Origin of the sequence: Massilia sp. LXY-6, from assembly GCF_051233485.1 — a bacterium.
GTDB lineage: Bacteria > Pseudomonadota > Gammaproteobacteria > Burkholderiales > Burkholderiaceae_D > Telluria.
Genome location: NZ_JBKFGF010000023.1, coordinates 167,724 through 194,050 on the forward strand (window position 1 = coordinate 167,724; position 26,327 = coordinate 194,050).

At 66.1% G+C, this 26,327-nt stretch carries 21 protein-coding genes and 8 tRNA genes; 11 read left to right on the forward strand and 18 right to left on the reverse strand.

The features are described from left to right. Positions 1-78 precede the first annotated feature (78 nt). Both ACI48D_RS12360 and ACI48D_RS12365 read right to left on the reverse strand, forming a co-directional pair. Positions 79-3,066: an ATP-binding protein gene (locus ACI48D_RS12360; protein ID WP_435571516.1), complete on the reverse strand. Its 2,988-nt coding sequence runs from the start codon at positions 3,064-3,066 to the stop codon at positions 79-81. 213 nt (positions 3,067-3,279) lie between these two features. Further along, entirely contained in the window at positions 3,280-4,122 is an 843-nt protein-coding gene (locus ACI48D_RS12365) for a response regulator (protein WP_435571517.1), read from the reverse strand. A gap of 412 nt (positions 4,123-4,534) precedes the next feature. Between ACI48D_RS12365 and ACI48D_RS12370 the strand changes: the two genes are divergently transcribed. Continuing rightward, the gene (locus ACI48D_RS12370; protein ID WP_435571518.1) at positions 4,535-5,146 is read left to right on the forward strand and encodes a YfiR family protein; all 612 of its coding nucleotides are present in this window, start codon (positions 4,535-4,537) and stop codon (positions 5,144-5,146) included. Next, the gene (locus ACI48D_RS12375; protein WP_435571519.1) at positions 5,143-7,056 is read left to right on the forward strand and encodes a hybrid sensor histidine kinase/response regulator; all 1,914 of its coding nucleotides are present in this window, start codon (positions 5,143-5,145) and stop codon (positions 7,054-7,056) included. The genes ACI48D_RS12370 and ACI48D_RS12375 overlap by 4 nt, the downstream gene beginning before the upstream one ends. Positions 7,057-7,114: 58 nt before the next feature. Here the strand turns inward: ACI48D_RS12375 and ACI48D_RS12380 are convergent, their stop codons facing one another. The 11 genes from ACI48D_RS12380 to ACI48D_RS12430 form a co-directional block, all read right to left on the reverse strand. Beyond that, complete coding sequence (locus tag ACI48D_RS12380; protein WP_435571520.1) at positions 7,115-7,741, reverse strand: FxDxF family PEP-CTERM protein; 627 nt, start codon at positions 7,739-7,741, stop codon at positions 7,115-7,117. Between the two features lie 422 nt (positions 7,742-8,163). Beyond that, positions 8,164-8,240: transfer RNA gene (locus tag ACI48D_RS12385), tRNA-Arg, on the reverse strand. Positions 8,241-8,378: 138 nt separating this feature from the next. After that, a complete protein-coding gene (locus ACI48D_RS12390) occupies positions 8,379-8,570 on the reverse strand; it encodes a hypothetical protein (RefSeq protein ID WP_435571521.1) in 192 nt (63 codons plus the stop codon). Positions 8,571-8,577: 7 nt separating this feature from the next. Further along, positions 8,578-8,654: transfer RNA gene (locus tag ACI48D_RS12395), tRNA-Arg, on the reverse strand. A gap of 138 nt (positions 8,655-8,792) precedes the next feature. Continuing rightward, positions 8,793-8,984, reverse strand: coding sequence for a hypothetical protein (locus tag ACI48D_RS12400; RefSeq protein WP_435571521.1), 192 nt, complete (start codon positions 8,982-8,984; stop codon positions 8,793-8,795). A gap of 7 nt (positions 8,985-8,991) precedes the next feature. Continuing rightward, a tRNA-Arg gene (locus ACI48D_RS12405) sits at positions 8,992-9,068 on the reverse strand. 241 nt (positions 9,069-9,309) lie between these two features. Continuing rightward, positions 9,310-9,386, reverse strand: a tRNA-Arg gene (locus ACI48D_RS12410). 140 nt (positions 9,387-9,526) lie between these two features. After that, a tRNA-Arg gene (locus ACI48D_RS12415) sits at positions 9,527-9,603 on the reverse strand. 140 nt (positions 9,604-9,743) lie between these two features. After that, positions 9,744-9,820 (reverse strand) — tRNA-Arg (locus ACI48D_RS12420). A 140-nt stretch (positions 9,821-9,960) separates the two neighbouring features. Further along, a tRNA-Arg gene (locus ACI48D_RS12425) sits at positions 9,961-10,037 on the reverse strand. Positions 10,038-10,177: 140 nt separating this feature from the next. Further along, positions 10,178-10,254: transfer RNA gene (locus ACI48D_RS12430), tRNA-Arg, on the reverse strand. Positions 10,255-10,363: 109 nt separating this feature from the next. Between ACI48D_RS12430 and ACI48D_RS12435 the strand changes: the two genes are divergently transcribed. The 3 genes from ACI48D_RS12435 to ACI48D_RS12445 are packed head-to-tail and all read left to right on the forward strand — an operon-like array spanning position 10,364 to position 15,344. Then, on the forward strand, positions 10,364-13,762 hold the full coding sequence (locus tag ACI48D_RS12435; RefSeq protein ID WP_435571522.1) for a two-component regulator propeller domain-containing protein: 3,399 nt from the start codon (positions 10,364-10,366) through the stop codon (positions 13,760-13,762). A 27-nt stretch (positions 13,763-13,789) separates the two neighbouring features. After that, on the forward strand, positions 13,790-14,224 hold the full coding sequence (locus ACI48D_RS12440) for a sensor histidine kinase (protein WP_435571523.1): 435 nt from the start codon (positions 13,790-13,792) through the stop codon (positions 14,222-14,224). 16 nt (positions 14,225-14,240) lie between these two features. After that, entirely contained in the window at positions 14,241-15,344 is a 1,104-nt protein-coding gene (locus ACI48D_RS12445; protein ID WP_435571598.1) for a DegT/DnrJ/EryC1/StrS family aminotransferase, read from the forward strand. 59 nt (positions 15,345-15,403) lie between these two features. Here the strand turns inward: ACI48D_RS12445 and ACI48D_RS12450 are convergent, their stop codons facing one another. After that, positions 15,404-15,664: a hypothetical protein gene (locus tag ACI48D_RS12450; RefSeq protein WP_435571524.1), complete on the reverse strand. Its 261-nt coding sequence runs from the start codon at positions 15,662-15,664 to the stop codon at positions 15,404-15,406. Between the two features lie 148 nt (positions 15,665-15,812). Between ACI48D_RS12450 and ACI48D_RS12455 the strand changes: the two genes are divergently transcribed. Beyond that, entirely contained in the window at positions 15,813-16,814 is a 1,002-nt protein-coding gene (locus ACI48D_RS12455; protein WP_435571525.1) for a 2-hydroxyacid dehydrogenase, read from the forward strand. Between the two features lie 95 nt (positions 16,815-16,909). Beyond that, a complete protein-coding gene (locus tag ACI48D_RS12460; RefSeq protein ID WP_435571526.1) occupies positions 16,910-17,971 on the forward strand; it encodes a GGDEF domain-containing protein in 1,062 nt (353 codons plus the stop codon). A gap of 9 nt (positions 17,972-17,980) precedes the next feature. On the opposite strand, the gene ACI48D_RS12465 is transcribed toward ACI48D_RS12460, so the two are convergent. Further along, positions 17,981-18,931, reverse strand: coding sequence for a LysR family transcriptional regulator (locus tag ACI48D_RS12465; protein WP_435571527.1), 951 nt, complete (start codon positions 18,929-18,931; stop codon positions 17,981-17,983). A 124-nt stretch (positions 18,932-19,055) separates the two neighbouring features. Between ACI48D_RS12465 and ACI48D_RS12470 the strand changes: the two genes are divergently transcribed. The 4 genes from ACI48D_RS12470 to pyk all read left to right on the forward strand — a co-directional run bounded on the left by ACI48D_RS12470 (position 19,056) and on the right by pyk (position 24,290). Beyond that, positions 19,056-20,144, forward strand: coding sequence for a tartrate dehydrogenase (locus ACI48D_RS12470; protein ID WP_435571528.1), 1,089 nt, complete (start codon positions 19,056-19,058; stop codon positions 20,142-20,144). Positions 20,145-20,233: 89 nt separating this feature from the next. Continuing rightward, complete coding sequence (dctA, locus tag ACI48D_RS12475) at positions 20,234-21,583, forward strand: C4-dicarboxylate transporter DctA (protein ID WP_435571529.1); 1,350 nt, start codon at positions 20,234-20,236, stop codon at positions 21,581-21,583. Between the two features lie 12 nt (positions 21,584-21,595). Further along, positions 21,596-22,882: a glycerate kinase type-2 family protein gene (locus tag ACI48D_RS12480; RefSeq protein WP_435571530.1), complete on the forward strand. Its 1,287-nt coding sequence runs from the start codon at positions 21,596-21,598 to the stop codon at positions 22,880-22,882. Beyond that, positions 22,872-24,290, forward strand: a complete 1,419-nt coding sequence (gene pyk / locus ACI48D_RS12485; RefSeq protein WP_435571531.1) for a pyruvate kinase — start codon at positions 22,872-22,874, stop codon at positions 24,288-24,290. Before ACI48D_RS12480 ends, pyk begins: the two co-directional genes overlap by 11 nt. A 9-nt stretch (positions 24,291-24,299) precedes the next feature. Here the strand turns inward: pyk and ACI48D_RS12490 are convergent, their stop codons facing one another. From ACI48D_RS12490 to ACI48D_RS12500, 3 genes are all read right to left on the reverse strand, one after another. Then, positions 24,300-24,683: a group III truncated hemoglobin gene (locus ACI48D_RS12490; protein WP_435571532.1), complete on the reverse strand. Its 384-nt coding sequence runs from the start codon at positions 24,681-24,683 to the stop codon at positions 24,300-24,302. 4 nt (positions 24,684-24,687) lie between these two features. Beyond that, on the reverse strand, positions 24,688-25,629 hold the full coding sequence (locus ACI48D_RS12495) for a D-2-hydroxyacid dehydrogenase (RefSeq protein WP_435571533.1): 942 nt from the start codon (positions 25,627-25,629) through the stop codon (positions 24,688-24,690). Between the two features lie 224 nt (positions 25,630-25,853). Beyond that, entirely contained in the window at positions 25,854-26,210 is a 357-nt protein-coding gene (locus ACI48D_RS12500) for a hypothetical protein (protein WP_435571534.1), read from the reverse strand. Between the last annotated feature and the right edge of the window lie 117 nt (positions 26,211-26,327).

Sequence of the window (26,327 nt, forward strand, 5' to 3'; positions counted from 1 at the left end):
CATCCCTAAGTCTAACAAATGCCAGAGAATTTCTTGTAGGACAGCGCCGCGTGCGTGGGTAGGAACTATAACAACACACTAGCGTACACCATTTTGCCCCATCGCCGGGGTCGCGATCCGGTGCGCCAGGGGCGCGGTCGGACCCACCACCGAGGCCACGGCGGCGATCAATTCGCTCGGCTCGACCGGCTTCGAAATGTGCGCCGAGAAACCCGCCTCGAGCGCGCGCAGCCGGTCTTCCGAGCGCGCAAAGGCGGTAAGGGCAATGGCCGGGACCTGGCCGCCTTCTTCCTTGGGCAGGTGGCGCACCCAGTCGAGCAGTTCGAAGCCGTCTACCTCCGGCATGCCGAGGTCGCTGATCAGGAGGTTCGGCATGGCTTCGCGGAAGCGCGCGAACGCTTCGCGCGCACTGGCCGCGATGCGCACGCTGGCGCCGCAATCGGTCAGGATACGCTTGATGAGTTCGCGTGCGTCGCGGTCGTCGTCGACCACCAGGACGTTGGCGCCGCTGAGGTCGCGCACCGTCATTTCCGGGGTGCTCGGGCTCGGCAGGATCATCGCGGCGCGCGCCGTCCGGCCCGGCGCCGGCTGCTGCTTGGAGAGCGGCAGTTCGATCGTGAAGCTGGCGCCGCGGCCTTCGCCGGCGCTTTCGGCGCGCACGGTGCCGCCATGCTGTTCGATCAGGTGCTTGACGATCGCCAGCCCGAGGCCCAGGCCGCCGTGGCGCCGCGTCATCGAGGCGTCGGCCTGGCGGAAGCGCTCGAACACGTGGGTAATGAATTCGGGCTTGATGCCGGCACCGTTGTCGCGCACCGTGATCGCCACGTTCGCCTCGCTGCGCGCCAGGATCACCTCGACCAGGCCGTCGCGCGGGGTGAACTTGATCGCGTTCGACAGCAGGTTCCACACCACCTGCTGCAGGCGCGCCGGGTCGCCGGCGATCATCCCCGGATCGCTCACGTAGCGCTTCTCGATGCGGATGTTCTTGGCGTCGGCGGCCGGACGCACGGTCTCGATGGCGGCATCGATGAAGCCGGTCGGCGGAATCGTCTGCATGTCGAGCAGAACATTGCCGGAAGTGATGCGGCTCATGTCGAGCAGGTCTTCGATCAGCTGGGCTTGGGCACGCGCGTTGCGCTCGATGGTCTGCAGGCCTTTCTGGAGGTCGTTCTGGTCGCGGCCGCCGCGGCGCAGCACCTGGGCCCAGCCGAGGATCGCCGACAGCGGGGTGCGCAGCTCGTGCGACAGGGTGGCCAGGAACTCGTCCTTCATCTGGCTGGTGCGCTCGGCCTCGGCGCGCGCCAGCCTTTCGTTTTCGAGCAGCACCTTGCGCTCCTCGGCGGCGCGCTGGGCCCCTTCGTACAGGCGCGCGTTGTCGATCGCGACCGCGGCCTGGGCGGCGATGCCGCGTACGATGCGCTCGGTGCGTTCGGTAAACACGCCGGCCTCGGGATGGCCGAAGAACATGGTGCCCAGCACTTCGCCGGAATGCGCGACCACCGGCACCGCGAGGTAGCTGCGCACTGTCGGATGGCTGGCCGGCAGGCCGGAGGGCGTGCCGTCCTTGAAGCGCGGGTCGTGGGTGACGTCGTCGGAGCGCATGACGTCCCGGGGTGCCAGCCGCTGGGCCGGCACGCCCGGGCCGAACAGGGCGTTCGCGCCGGCTTCGCCGAAGGGTTCGAACTCGGCGGTGCTGGCGCCTGATACCGTGTAGAGCGAGAACATCTTGCCGTCCACGCCGTCGCGGCCGTGATACAGGAAAGCGCCGTGGCGGGCGCCGGCGATGCCGGTGGCGGCGTCGGCCGCAGCCTGCAGCAGGGACCGCAACTCACGCGTGGAGGCGAGCGCGCTGCCGGTGCTGTTCAACAATTCGAGGACGTGCGACTCGTCGCGCAGTGCCTGTTCGGCGCGCTTGACCTCGTCCACGTCCGTATTCGTGCCGAACCAGCGCAGCACCCGCCCATGGCGGTCGCGCACCGGGTTGACCCGGGTCAGGAACCAGCGGTACTTGCCGTCGGCGCCGCGGATCGGGTATTCCATCTCGAACGGATCGCCGTTGCGCACGCACGCCTGCCAGCGTTCCATCACGGCCGGCAGCACGCTCGGCTCGCAGGTCGATTGCCAGGCCCAGCCGACCACCTGATCGGGCGTGGTGCCGGTGTAGTCGAACCAGCGTTCGTTGAACCAGACGATGGCGCCGTCGGCCTGGGCCATCCAGGCCAGTTGGGGAATCGTGTTGGCCAGCGCGCGCAGCACTTCCTCGCTCTGGCGCAGGGTGTCCTCGGCGCTCTTGCGGGCGCTGATGTCCTGGACCACGCCGGTCATGCCGAGCACGCCGCCGCGGCGGTTCGCCTCGGCATAGTCGGCGCGTCCGACCAGGATCACCCAGCGGGTTTCCTTGCCGTCGCCGCCGTCGGGCAGCAAGCGGCATTCGAGTTCGAGGTCGCTGTGGCCGGCGAAGGCCTGCAGCACCGCGCGCCGCACCGGCTCGCGGTCGTTCGGATCGAGGCGGGTGCGCAGCTCGCTCCAGGCCAGCGGCGTCTCGGCCGGCAGGCCGAAGATGACGGCGGCGCGTTCGCCCAGGGTCAGGCGGTCGCTGGCGGCGTCCCAGCGCCAGTCGCCGAGGCCGCCGGCGGCCAGCGCCACCTGCAGGCGGCTGTTGCCCAGCAGGAGGGCCTGCTGGTCGGCCTTGCGGCGGTCGATGTCCTGGAAGTACAGGGTCAGCCCGTCCGGCGAAGGATGGGCGCGCACCTCGAACCAGCGCCGCAGGGCCGGATAGAAGAATTCCTGGATCGCCGTCTCGCGCTTGTCCATCGCCTCGCGGTAGATGGCCTCGAGCGGGCTGCCGCGCAGCTCGGGAAAGGCATCCCAGACGTCGCTGCCGACCAGGCTGGCGCGGGTGCGCTGCAGCGGCGCCAGCATGTCCAGCGCGCGGCCGTTGATATAGATGATGCGCCAATCGTGGCCGACGGCGCAGACGCCGTCGGACAGGCTTTCGAGCATGTTCTCCATGCGCTCGTTGGCACGGCGCAGGGCTTCCCTGGCCTGGCGCAGCTCGTCGCTCATCGCCCCTCCGGTGCCGCGACTGGTCCGCGGCGGAAGAACGCGGACGATCGGTGGGTAATGCCAGTGAAATCGGTCAGGGTCATCGTTCGTGGCTGTGGGCGCGCTCCAGGGGCTGCCGCGCGGCAGGCGCGGACGCTCCCGCCCTGCGTCGTTGGCAAGCCGTACATGGATTCTAGCCCAGCCCTAGCGATTTGATGCACACCGTTGCCCGCTTCAGGTGCGTGCCTGCTTCTGGGCGGCCACCTTGTCGAGGGCCGCCTGGAGCTGGTCGAGTTCGTAGGGTTTTTGCAGCGACAGATAGGGGAACTCGAGGTGGCGCAGCAGCGTGTCGCCATAGCCGGAAGCGAAGATCACCTGCATCGCGGGCGCATCGACCACCGCCTTGCGGGCCAGTTCGACACCGGACATGCCGGGCAGGCTGACGTCGGTGAACAGCACGTCGTAGCGGCCGGCGGCGAGGTGGGCCAGCGCATCGTCCGGATGGCCGACGCCGTCCGCATGGTGGCCGAAGGCGCGCAGCATCTCGCAGACCAGGTACTGGGAGTCGAGATTGTCCTCGACCACCAGAATGCGCAGCGGGCCGGCGGGCGCTTCCTCGGAAGCGGCAACGCTGGCCGGAGGGGCCAGCACGCATAGCACGCCCTCGACGCTGCCGTCCGCCGCGCGCAGCGGCGTGAAGTGCAGGTCACGGGGGGAATTCGCGCCGTTCGAGGCGGCCGCGCCCGCGAAACCGAAGGCGCGCGCGCGCGCGATGGCGGCCTCGCCGTTCCAGGCGCGTTCGAGTTCTTCCGGCGCGGCGGCCAGCGGCGGCGGCATCACCGGCGGCACGCTGCCGCCCGGCACCTTGCCGTAGCCGGGGCCGGCGAGGGCGCCGTAGGCGTCGTTGAAGAAGACCGTCATGCCGCGTCCCCATACCAGCAGCGCCGGCAGGGGCAGGTTGAACAGCAGGTCGGCTGCCATCCGCAGCGGCCATGGCCACTGTCCGGGTTCGCCGAGCCGGGTGGCGGACCAGTCGAAGGAGCTGGAGGAGCGGGCGGGCTGTCCGGTTTGGGTCATGGCGAGATGTAAATATTGTTATCTGGACGAAAAGAACGAAATCCTACACTAAAACCTTCATGGAGGGCGGCACGCACGTGCGCAAGGAGACAAGGCAAAAAAAAGCCCGCTACGGGAGCGGGCTGAATCTATCCTTGGAGGAGAATAGAGGAGACATGAGCATCATGCTGCATCGCAAAAAAGAAATCCAATTGAGATTTCTGATGACGGTTATTAATCGCTTAAATAGCACAGCAGAGGCTGTCTGAACGCTTGCCGGCACGCGCACGCTTGGTGCACTGGGGAAAATGCTCTAGGATAGCAAGATGATCACGAGTTCCCCCTTGCCGTCTGCATTGTCCGGGGCGCCGTCCTTACGGCCGGCGTTGCGCACCGCTTTCTCCAACGCTGTCTTCGCCTTCTGACCCGGCCGATGTATCGTCACCCGAGCTCATCCCTGAATCGCGGCCTGCGTCACAAGCTGGCCGGCTGGGCGCTGCTGTGCGCCGCCGCCCTGTGCGGCGAGCACGGCCTGGTAGCGCCGGCGCGGGCCGAAAATGCGGCCACCAGCCCGGCCCTCGAGCGGCGCGTGAAGGCAGCCTTTCTATATAAATTCCTCGGCTATGCCGAATTCCCGCCCGGGGCCTTCGCCGATCCCGCCAGCCCGGTCACCATCGGCGTGATCGGCGCCGACGACCTGGCGGCCGAACTGGCGCACATCGTCAGCGGACGCACCGTCAACAACCGGCCGATCGCGGTGCGCGTGCTGCGCGAGTCCGAGCTCGGCACCTCGGTGCACCTGCTGTTCATCGGCGGCCTTGATGCCGGCAGGGTGGGGCGCATGGTGCGCGCGGCCAGCGGCGCGCTGCTGGTCGTTACCGAGTGCGAAGGCGGCCTGCACCAGGGCAGTGCGATCAATTTCCGCATCGTCGACGAGCGAGTGCGCTTCGATGTCGCGCTGGACGCCGCGGAACGTAATGGCATCAAACTCAGTTCGCGCCTGCTGACGGTGGCGAACCGGGTGCAGAAAGGAGCGCAGCAATGAGCAGGATAATGCGCATGCGCGACGGCGGCTCGGTCCGCCGCAAACTCATCCTCATGGCGGTTTCGACCACACTGGCGGCCCTGGTGGCGGCATCCTGCGCGATGCTGCTGGTCGACCTGCGCGCCTTCCAGCGCTACTGGACCGACGACCTGATGACCCAGGCCGACATCATGGCGCGCGTGACCGCGCCGGCGCTGGCCTTCAACGACGACGAGACGGCGCGCCAGAACCTGGCGGTGCTGAGGGTGCGCCCGCAGATCCTGGCGGCCGCCATCTATACCAGCAACGGCGCGCGCTTCGCCGGCTACGTGGCGCCTTCGGCCTCGGGAGCCGCGCTGCGCCTGCCGGAGCGTCCGCAGGCGTCCGGCTACCGCATCGAGGGCAGCGAGCTGGTGGTGTTCCGGAATATCGTCGAGAACGGCGACATGGTCGGTACCGTTTACCTGCGCGCGCGCTACGGCCTGTTCGACCGCCTGCTCAGCTACGGCGCCATCCTCGGCGCGGTGATGCTGGGCGCGCTGGCGATCGCCTGGCTGGTGGCCTCGCGCCTGCAGGAAGCGATCACCCGCCCGTTGGAGTCCGTTACCGACGTCGCGCGCCAGGTGATGCAGCGGCGCGACTTCAGCCTGCGCGTGCCGGGCAAGGAGCGCGGCGAGATCGGCGTGCTGATCGACGCCTTCAACGACATGCTGGCCGAGATCGGGCGCCGCTCGCACGCGCTGCAGCAAGCCAACGCGACCCTGGAACACGAGATGCAGGTGCGCGAGCGCGCCGAACAGGCGCTGATCGTGGCCGACCGCCGCAAGGACGAGTTCCTGGCGACCCTGGCGCACGAGCTGCGCAACCCGCTGGCGCCGATTCGCACTGGCCTGGACATCCTGCGCCTGCGCAGCGGCGACGCCCAGGCGACCCAGCGCGCCACCGACATCATGGAACGCCAGCTGCGCCAGATGGTGCGCCTGGTGGATGACCTGCTGGATGTCTCGCGCATCAATACCGGCAAGTTCACGATCAAGTCCGGCCGCGTCGAGCTGAAGGCGGTGGTCAACGACGCGCTCGAGGTAGTGCGCTCTTATATAGAGCTGCACGGCCACGAGCTGCAGATCGACCTGCCGGACCGCCCCGTGTTCTTGAACGGCGACGCCACCCGTCTGGCCCAGATTCTGTCGAACCTGCTCAACAACGCCGCCAAGTACACCAACCGCGGCGGGCGCGTCAGCCTGAAGGCGACGGTCGACGAGCGCACCCTGGTGCTGGTGGTGGCCGATACCGGCATCGGCATCGCGCCGGACATGCTGGATACCGTGTTCGACATGTTCGTGCAGGTCGATTCGACGCTGGAGCGCTCGACCGCCGGCCTGGGCGTGGGCCTGTCGCTGGCGCGCAAGCTGGTGGAGCTGCACGGCGGCAGCATCGAAGCGCACAGCGCAGGGCTGGGCCACGGCAGCCAGTTCGTGGTGCGCCTGCCGATCGTGGTCGATCCGGAGCTGCCGGCCAAGCCGACCCCGGCATCCTTCATCAGCGCCGAGACCTACCGCATCCTGCTGGCCGACGACAACGTCGATTTCGTGAACAGTATCGGCGCCCTGCTGACGGCAATGGGGCACAGCGTGGTCATCACCCACAACGGCCCGGACGCGCTGGCGGCCGCCAAGCGCTTCTGCCCGGATTACGCCTTCCTCGACATCGGCCTGCCGCAGATGTCCGGCTACGACCTGGCGCGCGGCATCCGCAACCTGTCCTGCGGCGCGATGACGGTGATGATCGCGGTGACGGGCTGGGGCCAGGAAAAGGACCGCCAGCTGGCTTTCGAGGCCGGCTTCGACCACCACATGGTCAAGCCGGTGCGCTTCGAGCAGATCGAGGAAATCCTCGGCAACCGCAGCCTGATCAAGAAGCTGCGGACGTAAAAAAAGCGGAGGCGCTTGCGCGCTTCCGCTTCGGTGCCGTGTAGGCGGGTGCTAAGACTTAAGCGGCTTGCTTGCCAGCTGCCTTGCGGCGGCGAGCCAGGACGCCCAGGACGCCCAGGCCGGCCAGCATCATGCCGTAGGTTTCCGGTTCCGGAACCGGAGCGGTCGGCGACATCATGACGGCGCCGCCGAAGGCTGCGCTGGTATCCGACACCAGTTTGCCGCTGACGAGCACGTAGTAGTTACCTTCAGCCAGCGCGTTGCTGCTGGACAGGGTCCAGACGTCCACGGCGCCCGACTGCAGCGACTTGCCCGACGAGACCAGTGTGTCGCCGGTGCCAACGCCGCCAGTGCCGGTGCCGGTGCCGGTGCCCATTGCGCGGTACAGGGACAGACCGGTGATATCCAGGCCGGTATTTGCCGAGCGGCTGATCGACGAGATGATGGCATCGAAGTTCATGTTGCTGGTGCCGTTGACCGAGAACGTGAAGCGGTCGGCGAAGGTGGAACCGTTGTGGTTGGCGCCAAAGGAATCGCCAAAGAAACCGCTACCGTTGGTCAGGTCCAGCACCTGCGGGGTGTTGCCGATGGTGGAAGCAGTACCACCAGTGGTTTGCGCCATGACAGCGGAGGAACCGAACGTTGCGGTAGCAAACACGATACCAGCGATCAGAGATTTTTTCATTTCTTACCTCGCAAATTAGACAGCCGCGTCCTGCAGCTTGGTTTTCAAGAATCGGGGAACTTCATCGTATCAAAATGTCGATAAAGTGCGCGAAAAACGATTGATGTGTGCGCTTCTTCGCAGAAATATGCCTACACTCAATTATTTCCCGTTGGATTCACGATTTACCCGCTTCTCATAGAGGAGAGGGGGCTGTTTGCATTGACGAGTAGAAAAAATTATCTGTGTTGCCAAGTATTTGTAGGACCTGTCCTACTTAATGACGCGCACAACTCCTCGTTTCAGGGTATTTCCGTTGGCGAATTTTTATTGAACGCTCGGCAATAAAATTTCCAGTTAGGAGGGGTTTTGTGAGGCAGATATGGCTGGGCCAAAGAAAAATGGCTCAGAAATCGCTTTCTGAGCCATTCGTCATGAAAATTTGGTGCGGCTGGCAGGAATCGAACCCACGACCCCTTGGTTCGTAGCCAAGTACTCTATCCAGCTGAGCTACAGCCGCCCGAGGCACGCATTATAGCGTAATTTTGCCATTTGGCAAAGGATCGGCCCGGTGGCCTTACGGCAGAGTCCGAGTCGGTCGGAATCGGCTGACAGTATGCTTGTGAAACCGGATGCGAAAAAGGAGGCACGGTTAGCGTCACGTGTCGAATCTGCCCAGCGCCGCTCTCGGGAAGGCCTCCGGGCTGGCGATGCGTCGCCCGTCGAGCATGCCATCGAGATCATCGAGCCGCTGGGCCGTGTGGCGCAGCCGGGCCAGCGGGTGCCGCTCCGGGCGTTTGCCGAAAAGAAAAATGGCCCAGAAAGCAGAACTTTCTGAGCCATTCCTCATGAATCACTGGTGCGGCTGGCAGGAATCGAACCCACGACCCCTTGGTTCGTAGCCAAGTACTCTATCCAGCTGAGCTACAGCCGCCCGAGGCACGCATTATAGCGTAATTTTGCCATTTGGCAAAGGATCGGCCCGGTGGCCTTACGGCAGAGTCCGAGTCGGTCGGAATCGGCTGACAGTATGCTTGTGAAACCGGATGCGAAAAAGGAGGCACGGTTAGCGTCACGTGTCGAATCTGCCCAGCGCCGCTCTCGGGAAGGCCTCCGGGCTGGCGATGCGTCGCCCGTCGAGCATGCCATCGAGATCATCGAGCCGCTGGGCCGTGTGGCGCAGCCGGGCCAGCGGGTGCCGCTCCGGGCGTTTGCCGAAAAGAAAAATGGCCCAGAAAGCAGAACTTTCTGAGCCATTCCTCATGAATCACTGGTGCGGCTGGCAGGAATCGAACCCACGACCCCTTGGTTCGTAGCCAAGTACTCTATCCAGCTGAGCTACAGCCGCCCGAGGCACGCATTATAGCAGTGCCTTCGCGAATGGCCAAGTCCGTCGCCCGGCTTGCCCGGCCTCCAGCTGGGCAAGCCTCGCCACCGCGCCGGCCTGGCCGAGATAGGCGAGGCCAACGAGGATGTACTTGCCGAGCAGGGAAGTAGCCGGGTTGTCATGTCGTCGATGGGGATGGGTGCCGCGGAAAAGAAAAATGGCCCAGAAAGCAGAACTTTCTGAGCCATTCCTCATGAATCACTGGTGCGGCTGGCAGGAATCGAACCCACGACCCCTTGGTTCGTAGCCAAGTACTCTATCCAGCTGAGCTACAGCCGCCCGAGGCACGCATTATAGCAGTGCCTCCAGGATTGGCAAACCCCTACGAAAGCGAACACGTGGATGCCAATTCAGGGCGGAGCGCACAAAGAAAAATGGCCCAGAAAGCAGAACTTTCTGAGCCATTCCTCATGAATCACTGGTGCGGCTGGCAGGAATCGAACCCACGACCCCTTGGTTCGTAGCCAAGTACTCTATCCAGCTGAGCTACAGCCGCCCGAGGCACGCATTATAGCAGTGCCTCCAGGATTGGCAAACCCCTACGAAAGCGAACACGTGGATGCCAATTCAGGGCGGAGCGCACAAAGAAAAATGGCCCAGAAAGCAGAACTTTCTGAGCCATTCCTCATGAATCACTGGTGCGGCTGGCAGGAATCGAACCCACGACCCCTTGGTTCGTAGCCAAGTACTCTATCCAGCTGAGCTACAGCCGCCCGAGGCACGCATTATAGCAGTGCCTCCAGGATTGGCAAACCCCTACGAAAGCGAACACGTGGATGCCAATTCAGGGCGGAGCGCACAAAGAAAAATGGCCCAGAAAGCAGAACTTTCTGAGCCATTCCTCATGAATCACTGGTGCGGCTGGCAGGAATCGAACCCACGACCCCTTGGTTCGTAGCCAAGTACTCTATCCAGCTGAGCTACAGCCGCCCGAGGCACGCATTATAGCAGTGCCTCCAGGATTGGCAAACCCCTACGAAAGCGAACACGTGGATGCCAATTCAGGGCGGAGCGCACAAAGAAAAATGGCCCAGAAAGCAGAACTTTCTGAGCCATTCCTCATGAATCACTGGTGCGGCTGGCAGGAATCGAACCCACGACCCCTTGGTTCGTAGCCAAGTACTCTATCCAGCTGAGCTACAGCCGCCCGATGCACGCATTATAGCAGTGACATCCCGCCAGTGGAAGTCTTAATTTTTCTCAACATAACGAGGGCTTCTGGTAGATTGAGGGCTGTACTTCGGAAAACCGTCTTTATGTTCCGCTCCCTCTTCGCCGCCGTGGCCTGCGTGCTGATCTCCGCGGCCAGCTTGCCCGCGCACGCCGGCGCGCCGCGCAGCCTGCGCTTCGAGCACCTGAGCCTGGAACAGGGCCTGTCGCAGGAAACCGTGAAGACGATCCTGCAGGACCGGGCCGGGTTCATGTGGTTCGGTACCCAGGCCGGCCTGAACCGTTACGACGGCTACCGGATCCGCAGCTTCCGCAGCGACCCCGCCGATCCCGCCAGCCTTCCCGACAACTTCGTCCAGACGTCCTACGAGGATGGGGAAGGGCGGCTGTGGTTCGGCACGCGCGGCGGCCTGGCCCGCTTCGACGAGACCGGCCAGAAGTTCGTCCGGTATCCCTTCGTGTCCGGCAGCGAGCGGGTGGCGCGCAATCGCGCCGTCAGCGCCATTACCGGGGATGGCGCCGGCGGACTGTGGATCGGCACCGGCGACGGCCTGGTCCACCTCGACCCGGCCAGCGGACGCTTCCGCGCCTTCCGCCACGCCGAGGGCGACCCCGCCAGCCTGCGCGACGACCGCGTCAGCGCGCTGGCCCCGGACGGACGCGGCGGCCTGTGGGTCGGCACCGGGGTCGGCATCGATCACCTGCCGGCCGCTTCACGCAGCTTCGATCACTACGACATCGACCCGCGCGGCGGGGCCAAGCGCAATACGGTGCTGTCGCTGTCGATGGCGCAGAACGGGACCCTGTGGATCGGCACCGCCGCCGGCCTCGACGCCTGGCGCACCGGCGAGGGCCCGCCGCAGCGCCGCCATATCGGTTCCGATGAAGGCATGGGCGACAGCGGCATCCTGACCCTGTACCACGATGCCGGCAACAATCTCTGGGTCGGCACCGACCTCGACGGCCTGAAATGGCGCGACCCCGTCAGCCAGCGCTTCATCGGCTATACCAGCGTGGCCCTCGACCGCCACAGCCTGTCCGACAACCAGGTCAGCGCGGTCCGCGTCGACCGCACCGGCACGCTGTGGGTCGGCACCCTGTTCAGCGGGATCAACCGGGCCGACCTCGCCAGCGGCGGCTTCGGCAGCTTCACGCTGCTGCCGGGCGAACCGGGCGGGGGCTCCGCGACGCTCAGCCGCAAGATCCGGGCGATCGCCGCCGGCGCCGACGGCAAGCTGTGGCTCGGCACGACCGGTTCCGGGCTGATCCACCTCGAACCGATCAGCGGCCGCGTCGAGCGCATCCGTTACGACCCGGCGCGGCGCGGCAGCCTGCCGGACGACACCATCACCGCCGTGCAGCCGGGGCGCGGGCGCCTGTGGGTCGGCTCGGCGACCGGACTGTCCTGGCGCGACGCCGCCAGCGGCCGCTTCACCACCGTCCCGCTGGGCCGGGACTCGGCCGGCAACGTCGTCCAGGACCTGATGCTCGACCGCGCCGGCAGCCTGTGGGTGGCGACCCACGGCGGCCTGTTCCTGCTGGACCCGGACGGGCGCATCCTGAGCGCCTGGCGCCACGATCCGCTGGACCCGGGCAGCCTCGGCGAAAACTACAGCTTCGCCCTGCTCGAAGACGGCGCCGGCAGCATCTGGCTCGGCACCGAGAACGGACTGGACCGCCTCGACCGCGCCAGCGGCACCTTCACCCATTACCGCCACGACGACCGGGATCCGGCCAGCCTGCGCCACAACCGCGTCTATTACCTGTACCAGTCGGCGCGCGGCGAGATCTGGGTCGGCACCGCGGCCGGCCTGCAGCGCATGGAGCGCGACGCCGGCGGGCGCGTGGGCTTCCGCTATTTTCCGGTGACGGCGGGGCACGAGCCGGTGCCGATCGGCGCGATCCTCGAGGACGGCCGCGGCGCGATCTGGGTCAGCACCACGGTCGGCCTGACCCGCGTCGATCCGGCCACCGGCCAGTTCAAGAGCTACAGCGCGAAGGACGGCCTGCTGGACGGCACGTATTTCGTCGGCGCCGGCGCGCGCGGCGCCGACGGCGAGCTGTACTTCGGCGGCGTGAACGGCATGACCTCCTTCATGCCGGACGCGGTGCGCGACAACCCGTATCCGGCGCAGCCCGTCATCACCGATTTCCTGGTGCAGAACCGTTCGCGCCTGCCGCACGGTGCCGGCGCGGCGCCGGAAGTGGCACTGCCGCACCGCGATTCCGTGTTCACCCTGGAGTTCGCTGCGCTGCACTACGCCGACCCGCAAAGCAACCGCTTTCGCTATCGCCTGCGTGGTTTCGACGAGGACTGGACCGAGACCGACGCCGGCAAGCGCTTCGCCACCTATACCAACCTCGACCCGGGCCACTACGTGTTCGAGGTCCGCGCCGCCAACAAGGACGGCATGTGGAGCGACACGCCGGCGCAGCTCGGAATCACGATCGCGCCGTCGTTCTGGATGACCTGGTGGTTCCGGTTCCTCGTTACGCTGACCCTGCTGGGCGCCGGCGTCGCCATCTACCGCCTGCGCATCCGGGTGCTGGTCCAGCAGACCGAACGGCTCGAGCGCACGGTCGGCGCCCGCACCGCCGAACTGGTGCTGCAGAAGGAAGCGGCCGAGCAGCAGAAGGAAGCGGCCCTGCGGGCGCGCCGCAACATCGCGCTGCTGTCCGACATCGGGCGTGAGCTGACCGCCAACCTGGACAGCGAAGCGATCATGGCCAAGGTCCACGGCCAGGTGCGCCAGCTGATGGACGTGCAGGTATTCGCGATCGGCGTGGCCGGCCCCGGCGGACAGCTCGACTATCCGTTCGTGATGGAGGACGGTCTGCGTGTCGGTCAGGCGGACGCGTGCAGCGCGCGCGTGCTGGCGCTGGGCCGGCGCTGCCTGGAAGCCGGCGAGGAGATCCTGATCGACGACCTCGACCAGGAAGCCGCGCGCTGGATCGGCAAGCTGGCCGACGACGCCGGCGCGCGGCCGCCGGCCTCGCTGATGTTCATGCCGATCGTGGTCGGCGCCCGCGCGCTGGGCGTCTTGTGCGTGCAGAGCCGCGCGCGCTACGCCTACCAGCACGTGCAGCTCGACATGCTCGGCACCCTGGCGGCCTACCTGGGCGTGGCGCTCGACAACGCCGACGCCTACCGCCAGCTGAACGATACCCAGGCGCAGCTGGCGGCCCACGAGAAGCTGGCCTCGCTCGGCTCGCTGGTGGCCGGCGTCGCCCACGAGCTGAATACGCCGATCGGCAACAGCCTGCTGATGGCCAGCACGCTGCGGGAAAAGACGGACGTGCTGGCGGCACGCTTCGCCCAGGCGAACCTGAAGAAATCGGACCTGGAAGGCTGGATCGCCGCCGCCAGCGAAGCCAGCGCGCTGATCCAGCGCAGCCTGCACGGCGCGGCGGATCTGGTGAACAGCTTCAAGCAGGTATCGGTCGACCAGGCCAGCACCCAGCGCCGGCGCTTCGACCTGGCCTAGGCCTGCCAGGAAATCGCCGCCACCATCATGAACCAGGTGCGGCGCGGCGGCCATGCCCTCGAGGTCCGGGTCGAACCGGGCCTCGTGATGGACAGCTATCCGGGCCCGCTCGGCCAGGTCCTGATCAACTTCGTCAACAACGCGCTGCTGCACGCCTTCGACGGCCCCGGCGGGACCATGGTGCTGGCGGCCAGCCGTGCCGGCGCGGACCGGGTCCGCATCGAATTCCGCGACGACGGCCGCGGCATCCCGGCCGAACACCTGTCGCGCATCTTCGACCCCTTCTTCACGACGCGGATGGGGCAGGGCGGCACCGGGCTCGGGCTGAACATCGCCTACAATATCGTGACCAGCCTGTTGGGCGGGACCATCCGCGTCGACAGCGGCGCGGACGGCGGCACGGCGTTCATCCTCGACCTGCCGCTGCGTGCGGCGCAGGCGGTCCCGTCATCCTTCCTTTAGTGAGAGTCCAGTGGCAATCCTCAATTTTTCGCAACCTTGCATTTCCGAAGACACCATCGCCGCGATGGCGCAGACCATGCGCTCCGGCTGGATCGCCAGCGGCCCCCGCGTGCTGGAGTTCGAAGCCGCGCTGTCGCAGACCTTCGGCGGCCGCCCGACGCGTACCCTGACCTCGGCGACCGGTGCGATGGAACTCGCCCTGCTGGCCTGCGGCATCGGTCCCGGCGACGAAGTCATCACCTCGACGCAGAGCTTCTTTTCGACGATGAACATGATCGTCAAGGTGGGCGCCCATCCGGTCTTCGTCGATTGCGAGCTGGTCACCCGCGCCATCGACCTGGACCAGGTCGAGGCCGCGATCACGCCGCGCACGAAGGCGATCGTGCCGACCCATTTTCCCGGCGCGCTGGGCGACATGGATGCGCTTTACGCGCTGGCCCGGCGCCACGGCCTGCGCGTGATCGAAGACGCGGCGCTGGTGCAAGGCTCGGAGTGGCAGGGGCGGCCGGTCGGCAGCTTCGGCGACATCGCGACCTTCTCCTTCCACCCGAACAAGAACATGACGACCATCGAAGGCGGTGCCATCGTGGTGCCGGACGAAGCGACGGCGCGCCGCATCGAGGTGCTGCGCTTCCACGGCATCGAGCGCCTGCCGGACGACACGCGCGACGTCGCGGTCGCCAGCGGCAAGTACAACATGTCGGACGTGTCGGCCGCGATCGGCCTGGCGCAGCTCGCGCAGTTGCCGGGCTTTCTGGCGCATCGCCGCAGGCTGGCGGAGCGCTACTTCGAGGTGTTCCCGCAGATCGGGAATGCGGTGCTGCCGCCGAGCGGCGTGGAAGGGCAGAGCTGGAACATGTTCTGCGTGCTGCTGCCGTACGAAGGACTGGGCAGCACGCGCCAGGCCTTTCGCGCGGCGCTGCGCGAGCGCGGCATTGCGACGGGCCTGTCTTACGAGCCCTCGCATTCGACCAGCCTGGGGCGCAGCCTCGGTTACCGGCGCGGACAATTCCCGAACGCCGAGCGGATCGGCGATGAGACGGTGACCCTGCCGCTGCATTGCGGGATGGAGGTGGCGGATGTCGACCGGATCTGCGAGGCGATCCGCGACATCATCTGAGTTGCCGACAATGTCGCTGGCCGGGTGCCGCATGTGTCGGGCACCCGGCCATCATCGATTTACTTTGACGTTGCGGTCGTTGCGGTGGTTGCGCTTGCGGGCGCCGGAGTGGTCGAAGCGGCGTTTGCCGCAGCCTGTTTCTTTTTCGCGGAATGATGACCGATGGCGCAACCGACAGCGGCGCCGGCGGCGCCATGCTTGCCTGCCATGTGACCGACGACCCCGCCGGCAACGGCGCCTTTACCGCAACCCGCATGGGCGGAAGCGGCAACAAACGCAAAGACGACAGGAGCGAGGGCGAGTTTCAGTTTCGTATTCATGACAATTTCCTCCAGGTGTTGGTTCAGTGACCAAGCTAAGCCTTCGGTATGCTCAGGACTGTGCGTCCGTTCACACATTACCAACTTGTAATCTAGAATAGACCTGACGCAGCCCTCATCCTCGATTGCATTTACCCAAGGAGTGACGATGAAGACAGCAGTGTTCAGTGCGCGACGCTATGACAGGACGATGCTGGCGCGGGCCAAGGGCTCGGCCGGGCACGAATTGCGTTTTTTCGACGACCGCTTGACGGTCGAGAACGCACCGCTTGCAGAAGGCTGCGAGGCCGTCTGCGTATTCGTCAACGATGTCGTCGATGCCGACGTGCTGGCCATCCTGGCGCGACAGGGAACGCGCCTGATTGCCACCCGTTCCACCGGCTACAACCATATCGATATCGCTGCCGCCGGGCAGCACGGCATCGCTGTCGTGCGTGTCACCGATTACTCACCGCATTCCGTTGCGGAATTTGCGGTCGGATTGCTGCTTGCCGTGAACAGGAAAATCGCGCGTGCCAGCGTCCGCACACGCGACGGCAATTTCGACCTCGATGGCTTGATGGGCATCGACCTCCATGGGAAGACAGTCGGTGTCGTCGGCACCGGCAAGATCGGCGTGATCTTCGCGCGCATCATGGGCGGCTTCGGCTGTCAGGTCGTCGGTTATGATCCGTACCGGAATCCCGCGTTCGAAGCGGCTGGTGGACGCTATGTGTCGCTCGACGATCTGCTGTCGTCCAGCGATGTGGTGTCCTTGCACTGTCCACTCAGCGAGTCGACAAAACATATCGTCAACGCGCAGTCGCTGGCGCACGCCAAGCACGGGAGCATTCTCATCAACACCAGCCGCGGCGGCCTGGTGGATACGGAGTCCGCGATCCAGGCGCTGAAAACCGGGCAGCTCGGCGGCCTGGCGATCGATGTCTATGAACAGGAAGCCAATCTGTTTTTCCAGGACCTGTCCTCGACGATCATCTGCGACGATATCATCCAGCGGCTGGTCTCCTTTCCCAACGTGATCGTCACGGGTCACCAGGCATTCTTTACCGTCGAGGCGATCGGACAGATCATGCAAACCACGATCGACAGTATCACTGCGTTCGAACGTGGCGAAGAACTCATCAATCGCGTGCCCCCGGCCAGCCCGTGACAATGCGTGAATTTCCTGGGAAAAATATCGTGTACAGTTAAGCAATTCCCGCGCTAACGGAAACCCTGTGAGCGCACGCCGCCACCACGATCCCCATGCAAGAGTATCTCCACACCCTGGAAAAAAGCCAGGCCAGGTTCCGTTTGTCCTTCGTGGCCATCTTCATGGCCTACCTCGCCTGTGCCTACCGGTTCGACCGGGCTGCCGCGAATGTCCTCAGCTATTGTGCGCTTGCCCTGTATTTGAGTTTCGCCGGCGGCATGGTCGTGATCTCGCAGAGGGCGGCGGCGATCTCGGCGACGCGCCTGAACCTGTGCCTCGTGATCGACCAGTTCTGCATGGCCTTGCTGTACGTCGCATTCGGGGAGATCGGTGCGCCGCTCCTGTTGTGTCCCGCGCTTGCCTCCATCGGTTACGGCGTGCGGTATGGGCCGGCCTACGCCTACAAGAGTGCCGCTGCCGGGCTTGTCTGCCTGGTACCGGCGATGGCCTTGTCGGAATACTGGCGCAGTGTTCCGCTGGCCGCTGCGGGCTTGATCGTGTCGAACAGCTGCCTGCCCGCGTATGCCGCCGCGATCTCCCAGCAGCTCAGGAAGGACAACTGGCGCATACGCCGGCATGCCGGTGAGCTGCTGGTCGCAAAGGAAGCGGCCGACGTCCAGGTCCGGCGGGACTCGCTGACCGGATTGCTGAACCGCTTCGGCCTCGATGAGGTCATCGATTCGGCGATCGGCACGAGAGGCGGCCTGGTCGCCGTTGCAGCCATGGACCTGGATGGGTTCAAGCGCTTCAATGATGCGTATGGCCACCGCAGCGGCGACGAATTGCTGGCGCGCGTGAGTGACCTCATCCGCTATCACATTGCCGGTGCGGCGGCGCGTTACGGCGGCGACGAGTTCGTCTTCGCGCTGAAGAGCCCCGGCACGCACCATGACGTCGTCACTTCATTCGAACGGCTGCGGACCGACATCGCGATGCTGAACATCGCCCCCGGCGCCGAAGTAGGCGCCAGTATCGGCGTGTATCTGATCGACAGCGCGGCTAGCGTGAACCGGGCCGAGGTCCTGGAGCGCGCGGACAAGTTGATGTACCTGGCCAAGCGCCAAGGGCGCAACCAGATCCAGACAAACTGCGCGGCGACCGAAGGGATGGCCTGACACCGGCCCTCACGCTCCCGGCGTCTCCGCCGGACGCTCGCCCCGATGCAAGGCAAACCGTTCGAAGGCCTGTGCCAGGAAGGCCACCAGCGTGCGGATCCGCGCCGACTGGTGCTGGTGCTGCGGATAGATCGCATAGATGTCGGCATCGGGCGTGCGGTACTGCGGCAGCACCCGCAGCAGCCGCCCGCTTTCGAGGTAGCGCTCGATGTCCCATTCCGCGCGCATCAGGATGCCGTGGCCGTCGAGCGCCCAGTTGACGGCGATCTCGCCATCGTTGGTGGTCAGATTGCCGCGCACCTTGACCGTCTCCCCGGGGCCGTCGTCGCGGTCGCGGTGCAGGCGCCAGCTGCCGTAGGCTTCGTCGCCCTGGCGGATGCAGATGCAGTTGTGGCGCACCAGGTCCGCCGGCGTCAGCGGCTCGCCGCGCGCAGCCAGATACCTGGGAGAAGCGCACAGCAGGCGGCGGTTGGCCGCCAGCTTCTTTGCGATCACGCGCGTGTCGCCCGGTTCGCCGAAGCGGATGCAGACGTCGAACTGGTCTTCGGTCAGGGGCGGGGGATTCACCGACAACTGCAGCTGCACGTCGACATCCGGGTATTTCAGGACGTATTGCGAGATCGCGGGCGCGATGTGCAGGCGCCCGAAACCCAGGGTGGCGTTCACCCGCAACAGGCCTTTCGGCTGGCCTTTCGAGCTGCTCAGGATCTGGTCGAGGTCGGCGATCTCGCCGAGTATCCGCCGGGCGTGCTCGAACAGGACTTCGCCATCCGGCGTCAGGCTCATGCGGCGCGTGGTGCGGTTCACCAGCGGTACGCCCAGCCGCGCTTCGATCTGGGACAGGCGCTTGCTGACGGCCGCCGTGCTGATCCCGAGTTCGCGCGCCGCCCCGCTCAGGCTGCCGCAGTTTCCCAAGGAGACAAAGAAGCCGAGTTCGGCCGGCTGAATGCCACTGCTCATGTCGATTCTTAACTCTGAGTTAAAGACGGATTAAGTCTAGCCAGGATATTTGCCTTCGTCCAGCGCATACAGTGGCTCCACGGATGCAGTTTTACCCATACAGACCACCTCAGGAGACAGGAATATGAAGACCTATCACATCGCGACGATCCCCGGCGACGGCATTGGCAAGGAAGTGGTGCCGGCAGGGCGCCAGGTGCTGGAAGCGCTGGCCGCGACCAGCAGCAAGTTCAAGTTCGCTTTCGAGGACTTCGACTGGGGCGGCGACTACTACCGCCAGCACGGCGTCATGATGCCGGCAGACGGCCTGGACGCCTTGCGCAACAAGGACGCGATCCTGTTCGGCTCGGCCGGCGACCCCGACATCGCCGACCACATCACGCTGTGGGGCCTGCGCCTGAAGATCTGCCAGGGCTTCGACCAGTACGCCAACGTGCGGCCGACCCGCATCCTGCCCGGCATCGACGGCCCCCTGAAGCGCTGCGCGCCGGAAGACCTGAACTGGGTCATCGTGCGCGAAAACTCGGAAGGCGAATATTCGGGCGTGGGCGGCCGCGTGCACCAGGGCCACCCGATCGAAGCCGCCACCGACGTCAGCATGATGACCCGCGTCGGCGTCGAGCGCATCCTGCGCTTCGCCTTCAGGCTGGCCCAGTCGCGTCCGCGCAAGCAGCTGACCGTCATCACCAAGAGCAACGCCCAGCGCCATGCGATGGTGATGTGGGACGAGGTCGCGGTGCAGGTGGCCAAGGACTTCCCGGACGTGAAGTGGGACAAGGAGCTGGTCGACGCCGCCACCGCGCGCATGGTCAACCGCCCGGCCACGCTCGACACCATCGTCGCCACCAACCTGCACGCCGACATCCTGAGCGACCTGGCCGCGGCGCTGGCGGGGAGTCTCGGCATCGCCCCGACCGGCAACATCGACCCGGAGCGCCGCTATCCGTCGATGTTCGAGCCGATCCACGGGTCGGCCTTCGACATCATGGGCAAGGGCCTGGCCAATCCGATCGGCACCTTCTGGTCGGTGGTCATGCTGCTCGAGCACCTCGGTGAAAACGAGGCAGCGCAGCAGCTCATGCAGGCCATCGAAAGCGTCACCGCGACGCCATCGCTGCACACCCGCGACCTCGGCGGCACGGCCACCACCGCGGACGTGACCAGGACCGTGTGCGAGATCCTCGAGGGCAGCCGGGAGCGCGCGGCCGCCTGATCCGGCCGCTTCGCACCTCAGCCCGTCCCCGACCGGCCGCAAAGAGCCGGGGGGACCCGAAACACAACATATAAAAGGAGACAGACATCATGTCCAGGAGTTTCTTTGGAAGGCTGTACGTCCAGGTTCTGATCGGTGTCATCGCAGGAGGCCTGCTCGGCTACCTGTATCCCAAACTCGGCACCGACCTGAAGCCGCTGGGCGACCTGTTCATCCGGCTGATCAAGATGGTGTTCGCGCCGGTGATTTTTGCGATGGTGGTGCTCGGCATCGCCAAGATGGAAAGCCTGAAGGAACTGGGGCGCGTCGGGGCACGTGCCCTAATCTATTTCGAGCTCATGTCGACCTTCGCCCTGCTGCTCGGCCTGATCGTCGTGAACGTGGTCCAGCCCGGCGTCGGCATGAACGTCGATGCCGCCCACCTTGATACCAAGAGTATCAGCAACTACACGGCGGCGGCCGCGAAATCGACCGGCTTCGTCGACTTCCTGCTGAACATGGTCCCGACCAGCGCGATCGATGCGCTGGCGAAGAACGATATCCTGCAGATCCTGGTGTTCGGCACCATGTTCGGCATCGCGCTCTCGCGCATGGGCCGCCACGCCAAGCCGGTGGTCGACATGCTCGAAGCCTTCAACACCGGCATGTTCATGGTGCTCGGCATGGTGATGCGGATCGCACCGCTGGCCGCCTTCGGCGCCATCGCCTTCACCGTCGGCAAATACGGCCTCGGCTCGCTGCTGTCGCTCGGCCAGCTGATGGGTTCCATGTACCTGACCTGCGTGGCCTTCGTGTTCATCGTGCTCGGCGCGATCGCCCGGATCTCCGGCTTCAGCATCTGGAAGTTCCTGCGCTACATCCGCGAGGAGATCTTCACCGTTCTCGGCACCAGCTCGTCCGAATCGGTGGTGCCGCAGCTGATGAAGAAGTTGGAGTACCTGGGTGTCTCCAAGCCGGTGGTGGGCCTGGTGGTGCCGGCCGGCGTCACCTTCAATCCCGACGGCCAGTGCATCTACTACACCATGGCCGCGATCTTCATCGCCCAGGCCACCAACACCCCGCTGTCGCTGATGGACCAGTTCATCGTGCTGGGCGTGCTGATGATCACCTCGAAAGGCTCGGCCGGCGTCACCGGTTCCGGCTTCATCACCCTGGCCGCCACCCTGGCGTCGATGGGCAAGATCCCGGTGTCCGGCATGGTGCTGCTGCTGGGCGTCGACCGCTTCATGTCCGAGGCCCGCGCCATCACCAACACCATCGGCAACGGCGTCGGCACCCTGGTCGTCGCACGCTGGGTGGGCGCGGTGGACCGTTCGCGCATGCAGCGCGTCCTCAACGGCGAAGAGGTCGAGATCGAGGACCTGGTTGCGCCGCACGGCGACGGCATGCGCGAAGACCTTCCGGTCGGCCTGGCGAAGCCCCAGAACGTGTCGGCCTGAGGACGGGCAGACATGAAAAACAGGGAACTGCTGGAAGCGATGTTCCGGGCCGCCATCGCGGCGGCCCAGCCGGACAAATGCATTCCGCCCCATCTGCCGGCGCCGCCGCGCGGCCGCCTGCTGGTGATCGGGGCAGGGAAGGCATCGGCGGCGATGGCGCGGGCGGTCGAACGCAGCTACCCGGGCAAGCTGGAAGGCCTGGTCGTCACCCGCTACGGCTATGCGGTTCCGTGCGAGCGCATCGAGATCGTCGAGGCGGCGCACCCGGTGCCCGACGCGGCCGGCGAACGGGCCGCAGAGCGCATGCTCGAGCTGGTGCGCGGCCTGCATGCCGACGACACGGTGCTGTGCCTGATCTCCGGCGGCGGCTCCTCGCTGCTGCCGCTGCCGCTGGCCGGTATCACCCTGGAGGACAAGCAGCTGGTGAGCCGCGCGCTGCTCGCCTCCGGCGCCAGCATCGGCGAAATGAACTGCGTGCGGCGCCACCTGTCCGCCATCAAGGGCGGGCGCCTGGCCGCGGCCTGCCATCCGGCGCAGGTCGTGACCCTGCTGATCTCGGACGTGCCGGGCGACCAGCCCTTCGACATCGCGTCCGGCCCCACGGTGGCCGACCCGAGCACCTGTGCGGACGCCCTCGACATCGTGCGCCGCTACGGCATTGCGCTGCCGGGCAAGGTGCGCGAAGTGCTGGAGAGCGGCGCCGGCGAGTCCATCAAGCCGGGCGACCCGCGCCTGGCCGGCCATGAAGTGCGCTTCGTGGCGACCCCGCAGATGGCGCTGGAGGCGGCGGCCCGCGTTGCCAGGGAGGCCGGCGTCGCCGTCCACATCCTCGGCGACAGCCTGGAAGGCGAAGCGCGCGAGGTCGGCAAGCTCATGGCCGGCATGGCGCTGCAGGTGGCCCGGCGCGGGCAACCCTTCGCCGCGCCCTGCATCCTGCTGTCGGGCGGCGAAACCACGGTGACGGTGCGCGGCGACGGCCGCGGCGGACGGAATGTCGAATTCCTGCTGGCCGCCGCGATTGCGCTGCGCGGCGAGCCCGGCGTGTACGGCCTGGCCGGCGATACCGACGGCGTCGACGGGCAGGAGGAAATCGCCGGCGCTTACTTTGCGCCCGATACCCTGAAGCGGGCCTTCGACAAGGGCATCCGGCCGATGCAAAGCCTGGACCGGAACGATGGCCACGGCTTCTTCCAGGCGCTCGGCGACGCGGTCGTGACCGGCCCGACGCTGACCAACGTGAACGACTTCCGCGCGATCCTGATCGACGCGCCCCTCGAGAGAAAAGCACATGCATCGTAGTCGCAAGGCGAAAATCGTCGCCACCCTGGGACCGGCCAGCACCGACGGCGCCACCATCGAAGCCCTGTTCCGCGCCGGCGCCGACGTGTTCCGCCTGAATTTCAGCCACGGCAGCCATGAAGACCACAAGGCGCGCCTCGACAAGCTGCGCGCGCTCGAACAGTCGCTGGGCCGCCCGGTGGGCGTGCTGATCGACCTGCAGGGACCGAAACTGCGGATCGGCAGCTTCGCCGAAGGCAAGGTCGTGCTGGAAGCCGGCGCCCCGTTCCGGCTCGACCTGAACGCTGCCCAGCCGGGCGACCGCAAGCGCGTCGCGCTGCCGCATCCCGAGATTTTCGCGGCGCTGGAGCAGGGCACCACCCTGCTGCTCGACGATGGCCGGATTGCGCTGAAGGTCGAGCGATTCGACGCGGAGTCGGCGGAGACGACGGTCGTGAACGGCGGCGTGCTGTCCGACCGCAAGGGCGTCAACGTCCCGGGCGTGGTGCTGCCGCTGTCGGCGCTGACCGACAAGGACCGCAAGGACCTGGCGTTCGGCTTAAGTTTGGGAATCGACTGGGTCGCGCTGTCCTTCGTGCAGCGGGCCGAGGACATCCGCGAGATCAAGGAGATCGTCCAGGGCCGCGCCCGCATCGTCGCCAAGCTGGAGAAGCCGGCGGCGATCCGCGACCTCGAAGCCATCGTCCAGGAAGCCGACGCCCTCATGGTGGCGCGCGGCGACCTCGGCGTCGAGATGCCGGCCGAGCAGGTGCCGGCGATCCAGAAGCGCATCGTGCGCGTCTGCCGCAGCCTCGGCAAGCCCGTCATCGTCGCGACCCAGATGCTCGAATCGATGGTGACGACCCCGGTGCCGACCCGCGCCGAAGCCTCGGACGTCGCGACCGCGATCTACGACGGCGTGGATGCGGTCATGCTGTCGGCCGAGTCGGCGTCGGGCAGCTATCCGGTCGAAGCGGTCACCATGATGAACAACATCATCGTCCAGACCGAGTCCGACCCGTTTTACCGCGAGAGCATGGCCGCCAGCCAGAGCCCGGCGCGCGCCGAGATCGCCGATGCGATCGGCCTGGCGATGCGCAATGTCGCCGATGTGCTGGAGGTCGCGTCCACCGTCGCCTACACCAGTTCCGGCCACTCGGCCCTGCGGCTGGCGCGCGAACGGCCGCAGGCGCCCATCATCGGCATGACGCCGAAGCTCGCCACCGCCCGCGCGCTGGCGCTGGTGTGGGGCGTGCACGCGGTGCTGACCCACGATGTCGCCGACGTCTCCGAGATGACCGGCTTCGCCTGCGCCACCGCCCGCCGCGAGGGCCTGGCGCGCGAGGGCCAGACCATCGTCATCGCCGCCGGCATGCCTTTCGGCGCCTCCGGGAACACCAACCTGCTGCGGATCGCCCGGCTCGACTGAGCGGAGCGTTCAGACCTGGACCTGGATGTCGCCGAAGAAGCCCAGCTGCAAACTGCTGGCGATGCGGTTCGCGACCAGGATCGCCGGATCGGCGCCTTCCGGGCCGAACACCTCGATCGCGGTCATCTTGAACAAGGTAAGCCAGCGAACGAAGTGCTCCTTCCCGATGCCGCTCAAGGCCATGTGCTTGCCGAACACATTGCCCTGGAATTCGCCGGTATCGAGCAGCACCTTGGTCCAGAAGGCGTACATCCGCGGCATGTGCTCGTCCCAGTGGCCGGCCAGGCGGGCTTCGAATACGGGGCCCAGCACGGCATCTTCGCGCACCCGGCCGTAGAAAGTGTCGACCAGCTGGACGATGCTTGATGCTGTGATGGCGGTGGAATCTGTCATTGCGTCATACGAGGTTCTTCGGGGTGCCGGCTTCCCAGGCGTCGATGTTCTCGACCAGCATGTTGGCGAGGGTCTGCATCGCGCCGCCGCTGGCCCAGGCCACGTGCGGCGTCAGCACGAAGTTCGGCAGGTTCAATGTCAACAGCGGATTCTCGGGCACCGGCGGCTCCTTGCTCAGCACGTCGAAGCCGGCGCCGGCGATCACGTCCTTGCGGAGCGCCTCGGCCAGCGCGGCCTCGTCGACCAGGCCGCCGCGCGCGGTGTTGATCAGGATGGCGCTTTTCTTCATCGATGCCAGCTCGGCCGCGCCGATCATGTGGCGGGTCTGCTCGGTCAGCGGCAGGTGCAGGCTGATCACGTCGGACGTCGCCAGCAGCTCGGGCAGGGGCAGTTGCACGACGTCCGTATCGGCCACCGGCGAGCGCGAAGCGACCGCGATCTCCATGCCGAACGCGCGCCCGATCTGCGCCACGCGCCGGCCCAGCGCGCCGTAGCCGAGGATGCCGAGGCGGCTGCCGGCCAGGTCGGCGATCGGGTGGTCGAGCAGGCAGAAGCGGGTCGACTGCTCCCAGCGCCCGGCGGCGACGTCGGCCGCATAGGCCATCAGGTTGCGGCGCACGGCCAGCATCAGGGCAAAGCAGTGCTCGGGCACCGACACCACCGAGTAATTCCGGATATTGCAGACCGCGATGCCGCGCTCACGGCAGGCGGCGAGGTCGACGTTGTCGGTGCCGGTCGCGGCCACCGCCACCAGCTTCAGGTCCGGCAGCTGGGCGATCTCGGCCGCCCGCAGCGGCACCTTGTTGGTGATAGCGATCGTGGCGCCGCGCAGGCGCTCGACCACTTCGTGCGGCGCGGTGGCCGGATAATCCTGCCAGGCGTGCTCGAAGGCGGGTGGGCGGATGTCGGCGATCAGGCTGTCGCGGTCGAGGAAGACAATTTTCATAGCGGTCCAAGAAAAAAGCAGACCACTATTGTATCGGCGGATCGAGAAACCGTCGCGAGCGGCCGCAGTTTCGTCCGAGAAGCGCAGCCGTACTTACGGTACGGCGAGCAGCGCAGGACGAAAATGCAACGCGCAGCAGGTTTATCGACTGCCCACCATATAAAAAAAGACAGGGGCATGATGCACCCTGTCTTCCTGAGGTGATGGGGCTTGAGCCGCTGGGCTTAGTGTGCTGCTGCCGTGTCGGCCTTCTGGTCTGCGTGAGCGGCGGCCTTGTCGGCGGCTGCGTCCGCTTTGGCCTTTGCGGCCTTCTTGTGTGCTTTTGCCTTGGTCTTGGCGGCGTCGGCCTTGGCGACGGCGACGTCCGAGTTGGCTTCGGCTGCTTTCTTCTCTACCTTGGCATCGGCCTTGGCGGCGGTCTTGGCTTCCTTGGCTTCGGCCTTGGTAACATCCTTGTCGGCTTTGACATCGGCTTTGGCGGCGTGGGTCGTCGTCGTGGTCGGCGACGTGGCGGTCGACTGGGCGGCGAATGCCGAGGTGGCGAACAGACCGGCGATCAGGGTAGCGACGATTTTGCTCATGGCGATGTTTCCTTCAGTGTTGTCGTAGAGGTGTTGGGACATTCCCGGGTGCTGCTGACCCCTCAACGCGGCCGCCAGCCGGCCAGTTGACGCCTCTTTACATTTATTTACAAATAC

Bases quoted from the DNA above. Each gene is read 5' to 3' on its own strand.
- ACI48D_RS12500 (WP_435571534.1), bottom strand. From the start codon at position 26,210: ATGAGCAAAATCGTCGCTACCCTGATCGCCGGTCTGTTCGCCACCTCG.
- ACI48D_RS12460 (WP_435571526.1), top strand. From the start codon at position 16,910: ATGCAAGAGTATCTCCACACCCTGGAAAAAAGCCAGGCCAGGTTCCGT.
- dctA (WP_435571529.1), top strand. From the start codon at position 20,234: ATGTCCAGGAGTTTCTTTGGAAGGCTGTACGTCCAGGTTCTGATCGGT.
- ACI48D_RS12375 (WP_435571519.1), top strand. From the start codon at position 5,143: ATGAGCAGGATAATGCGCATGCGCGACGGCGGCTCGGTCCGCCGCAAA.
- ACI48D_RS12470 (WP_435571528.1), top strand. From the start codon at position 19,056: ATGAAGACCTATCACATCGCGACGATCCCCGGCGACGGCATTGGCAAG.
- ACI48D_RS12455 (WP_435571525.1), top strand. From the start codon at position 15,813: ATGAAGACAGCAGTGTTCAGTGCGCGACGCTATGACAGGACGATGCTG.
- ACI48D_RS12480 (WP_435571530.1), top strand. From the start codon at position 21,596: ATGAAAAACAGGGAACTGCTGGAAGCGATGTTCCGGGCCGCCATCGCG.
- ACI48D_RS12360 (WP_435571516.1), bottom strand. From the start codon at position 3,066: ATGAGCGACGAGCTGCGCCAGGCCAGGGAAGCCCTGCGCCGTGCCAAC.
- ACI48D_RS12465 (WP_435571527.1), bottom strand. From the start codon at position 18,931: ATGAGCAGTGGCATTCAGCCGGCCGAACTCGGCTTCTTTGTCTCCTTG.
- ACI48D_RS12435 (WP_435571522.1), top strand. From the start codon at position 10,364: ATGTTCCGCTCCCTCTTCGCCGCCGTGGCCTGCGTGCTGATCTCCGCG.
- ACI48D_RS12365 (WP_435571517.1), bottom strand. From the start codon at position 4,122: ATGACCCAAACCGGACAGCCCGCCCGCTCCTCCAGCTCCTTCGACTGG.
- ACI48D_RS12495 (WP_435571533.1), bottom strand. From the start codon at position 25,629: ATGAAAATTGTCTTCCTCGACCGCGACAGCCTGATCGCCGACATCCGC.
- ACI48D_RS12450 (WP_435571524.1), bottom strand. From the start codon at position 15,664: ATGAATACGAAACTGAAACTCGCCCTCGCTCCTGTCGTCTTTGCGTTT.
- ACI48D_RS12490 (WP_435571532.1), bottom strand. From the start codon at position 24,683: ATGACAGATTCCACCGCCATCACAGCATCAAGCATCGTCCAGCTGGTC.
- ACI48D_RS12400 (WP_435571521.1), bottom strand. From the start codon at position 8,984: ATGAGGAATGGCTCAGAAAGTTCTGCTTTCTGGGCCATTTTTCTTTTC.
- ACI48D_RS12390 (WP_435571521.1), bottom strand. From the start codon at position 8,570: ATGAGGAATGGCTCAGAAAGTTCTGCTTTCTGGGCCATTTTTCTTTTC.
- ACI48D_RS12440 (WP_435571523.1), top strand. From the start codon at position 13,790: ATGAACCAGGTGCGGCGCGGCGGCCATGCCCTCGAGGTCCGGGTCGAA.
- pyk (WP_435571531.1), top strand. From the start codon at position 22,872: ATGCATCGTAGTCGCAAGGCGAAAATCGTCGCCACCCTGGGACCGGCC.
- ACI48D_RS12380 (WP_435571520.1), bottom strand. From the start codon at position 7,741: ATGAAAAAATCTCTGATCGCTGGTATCGTGTTTGCTACCGCAACGTTC.
- ACI48D_RS12370 (WP_435571518.1), top strand. From the start codon at position 4,535: ATGTATCGTCACCCGAGCTCATCCCTGAATCGCGGCCTGCGTCACAAG.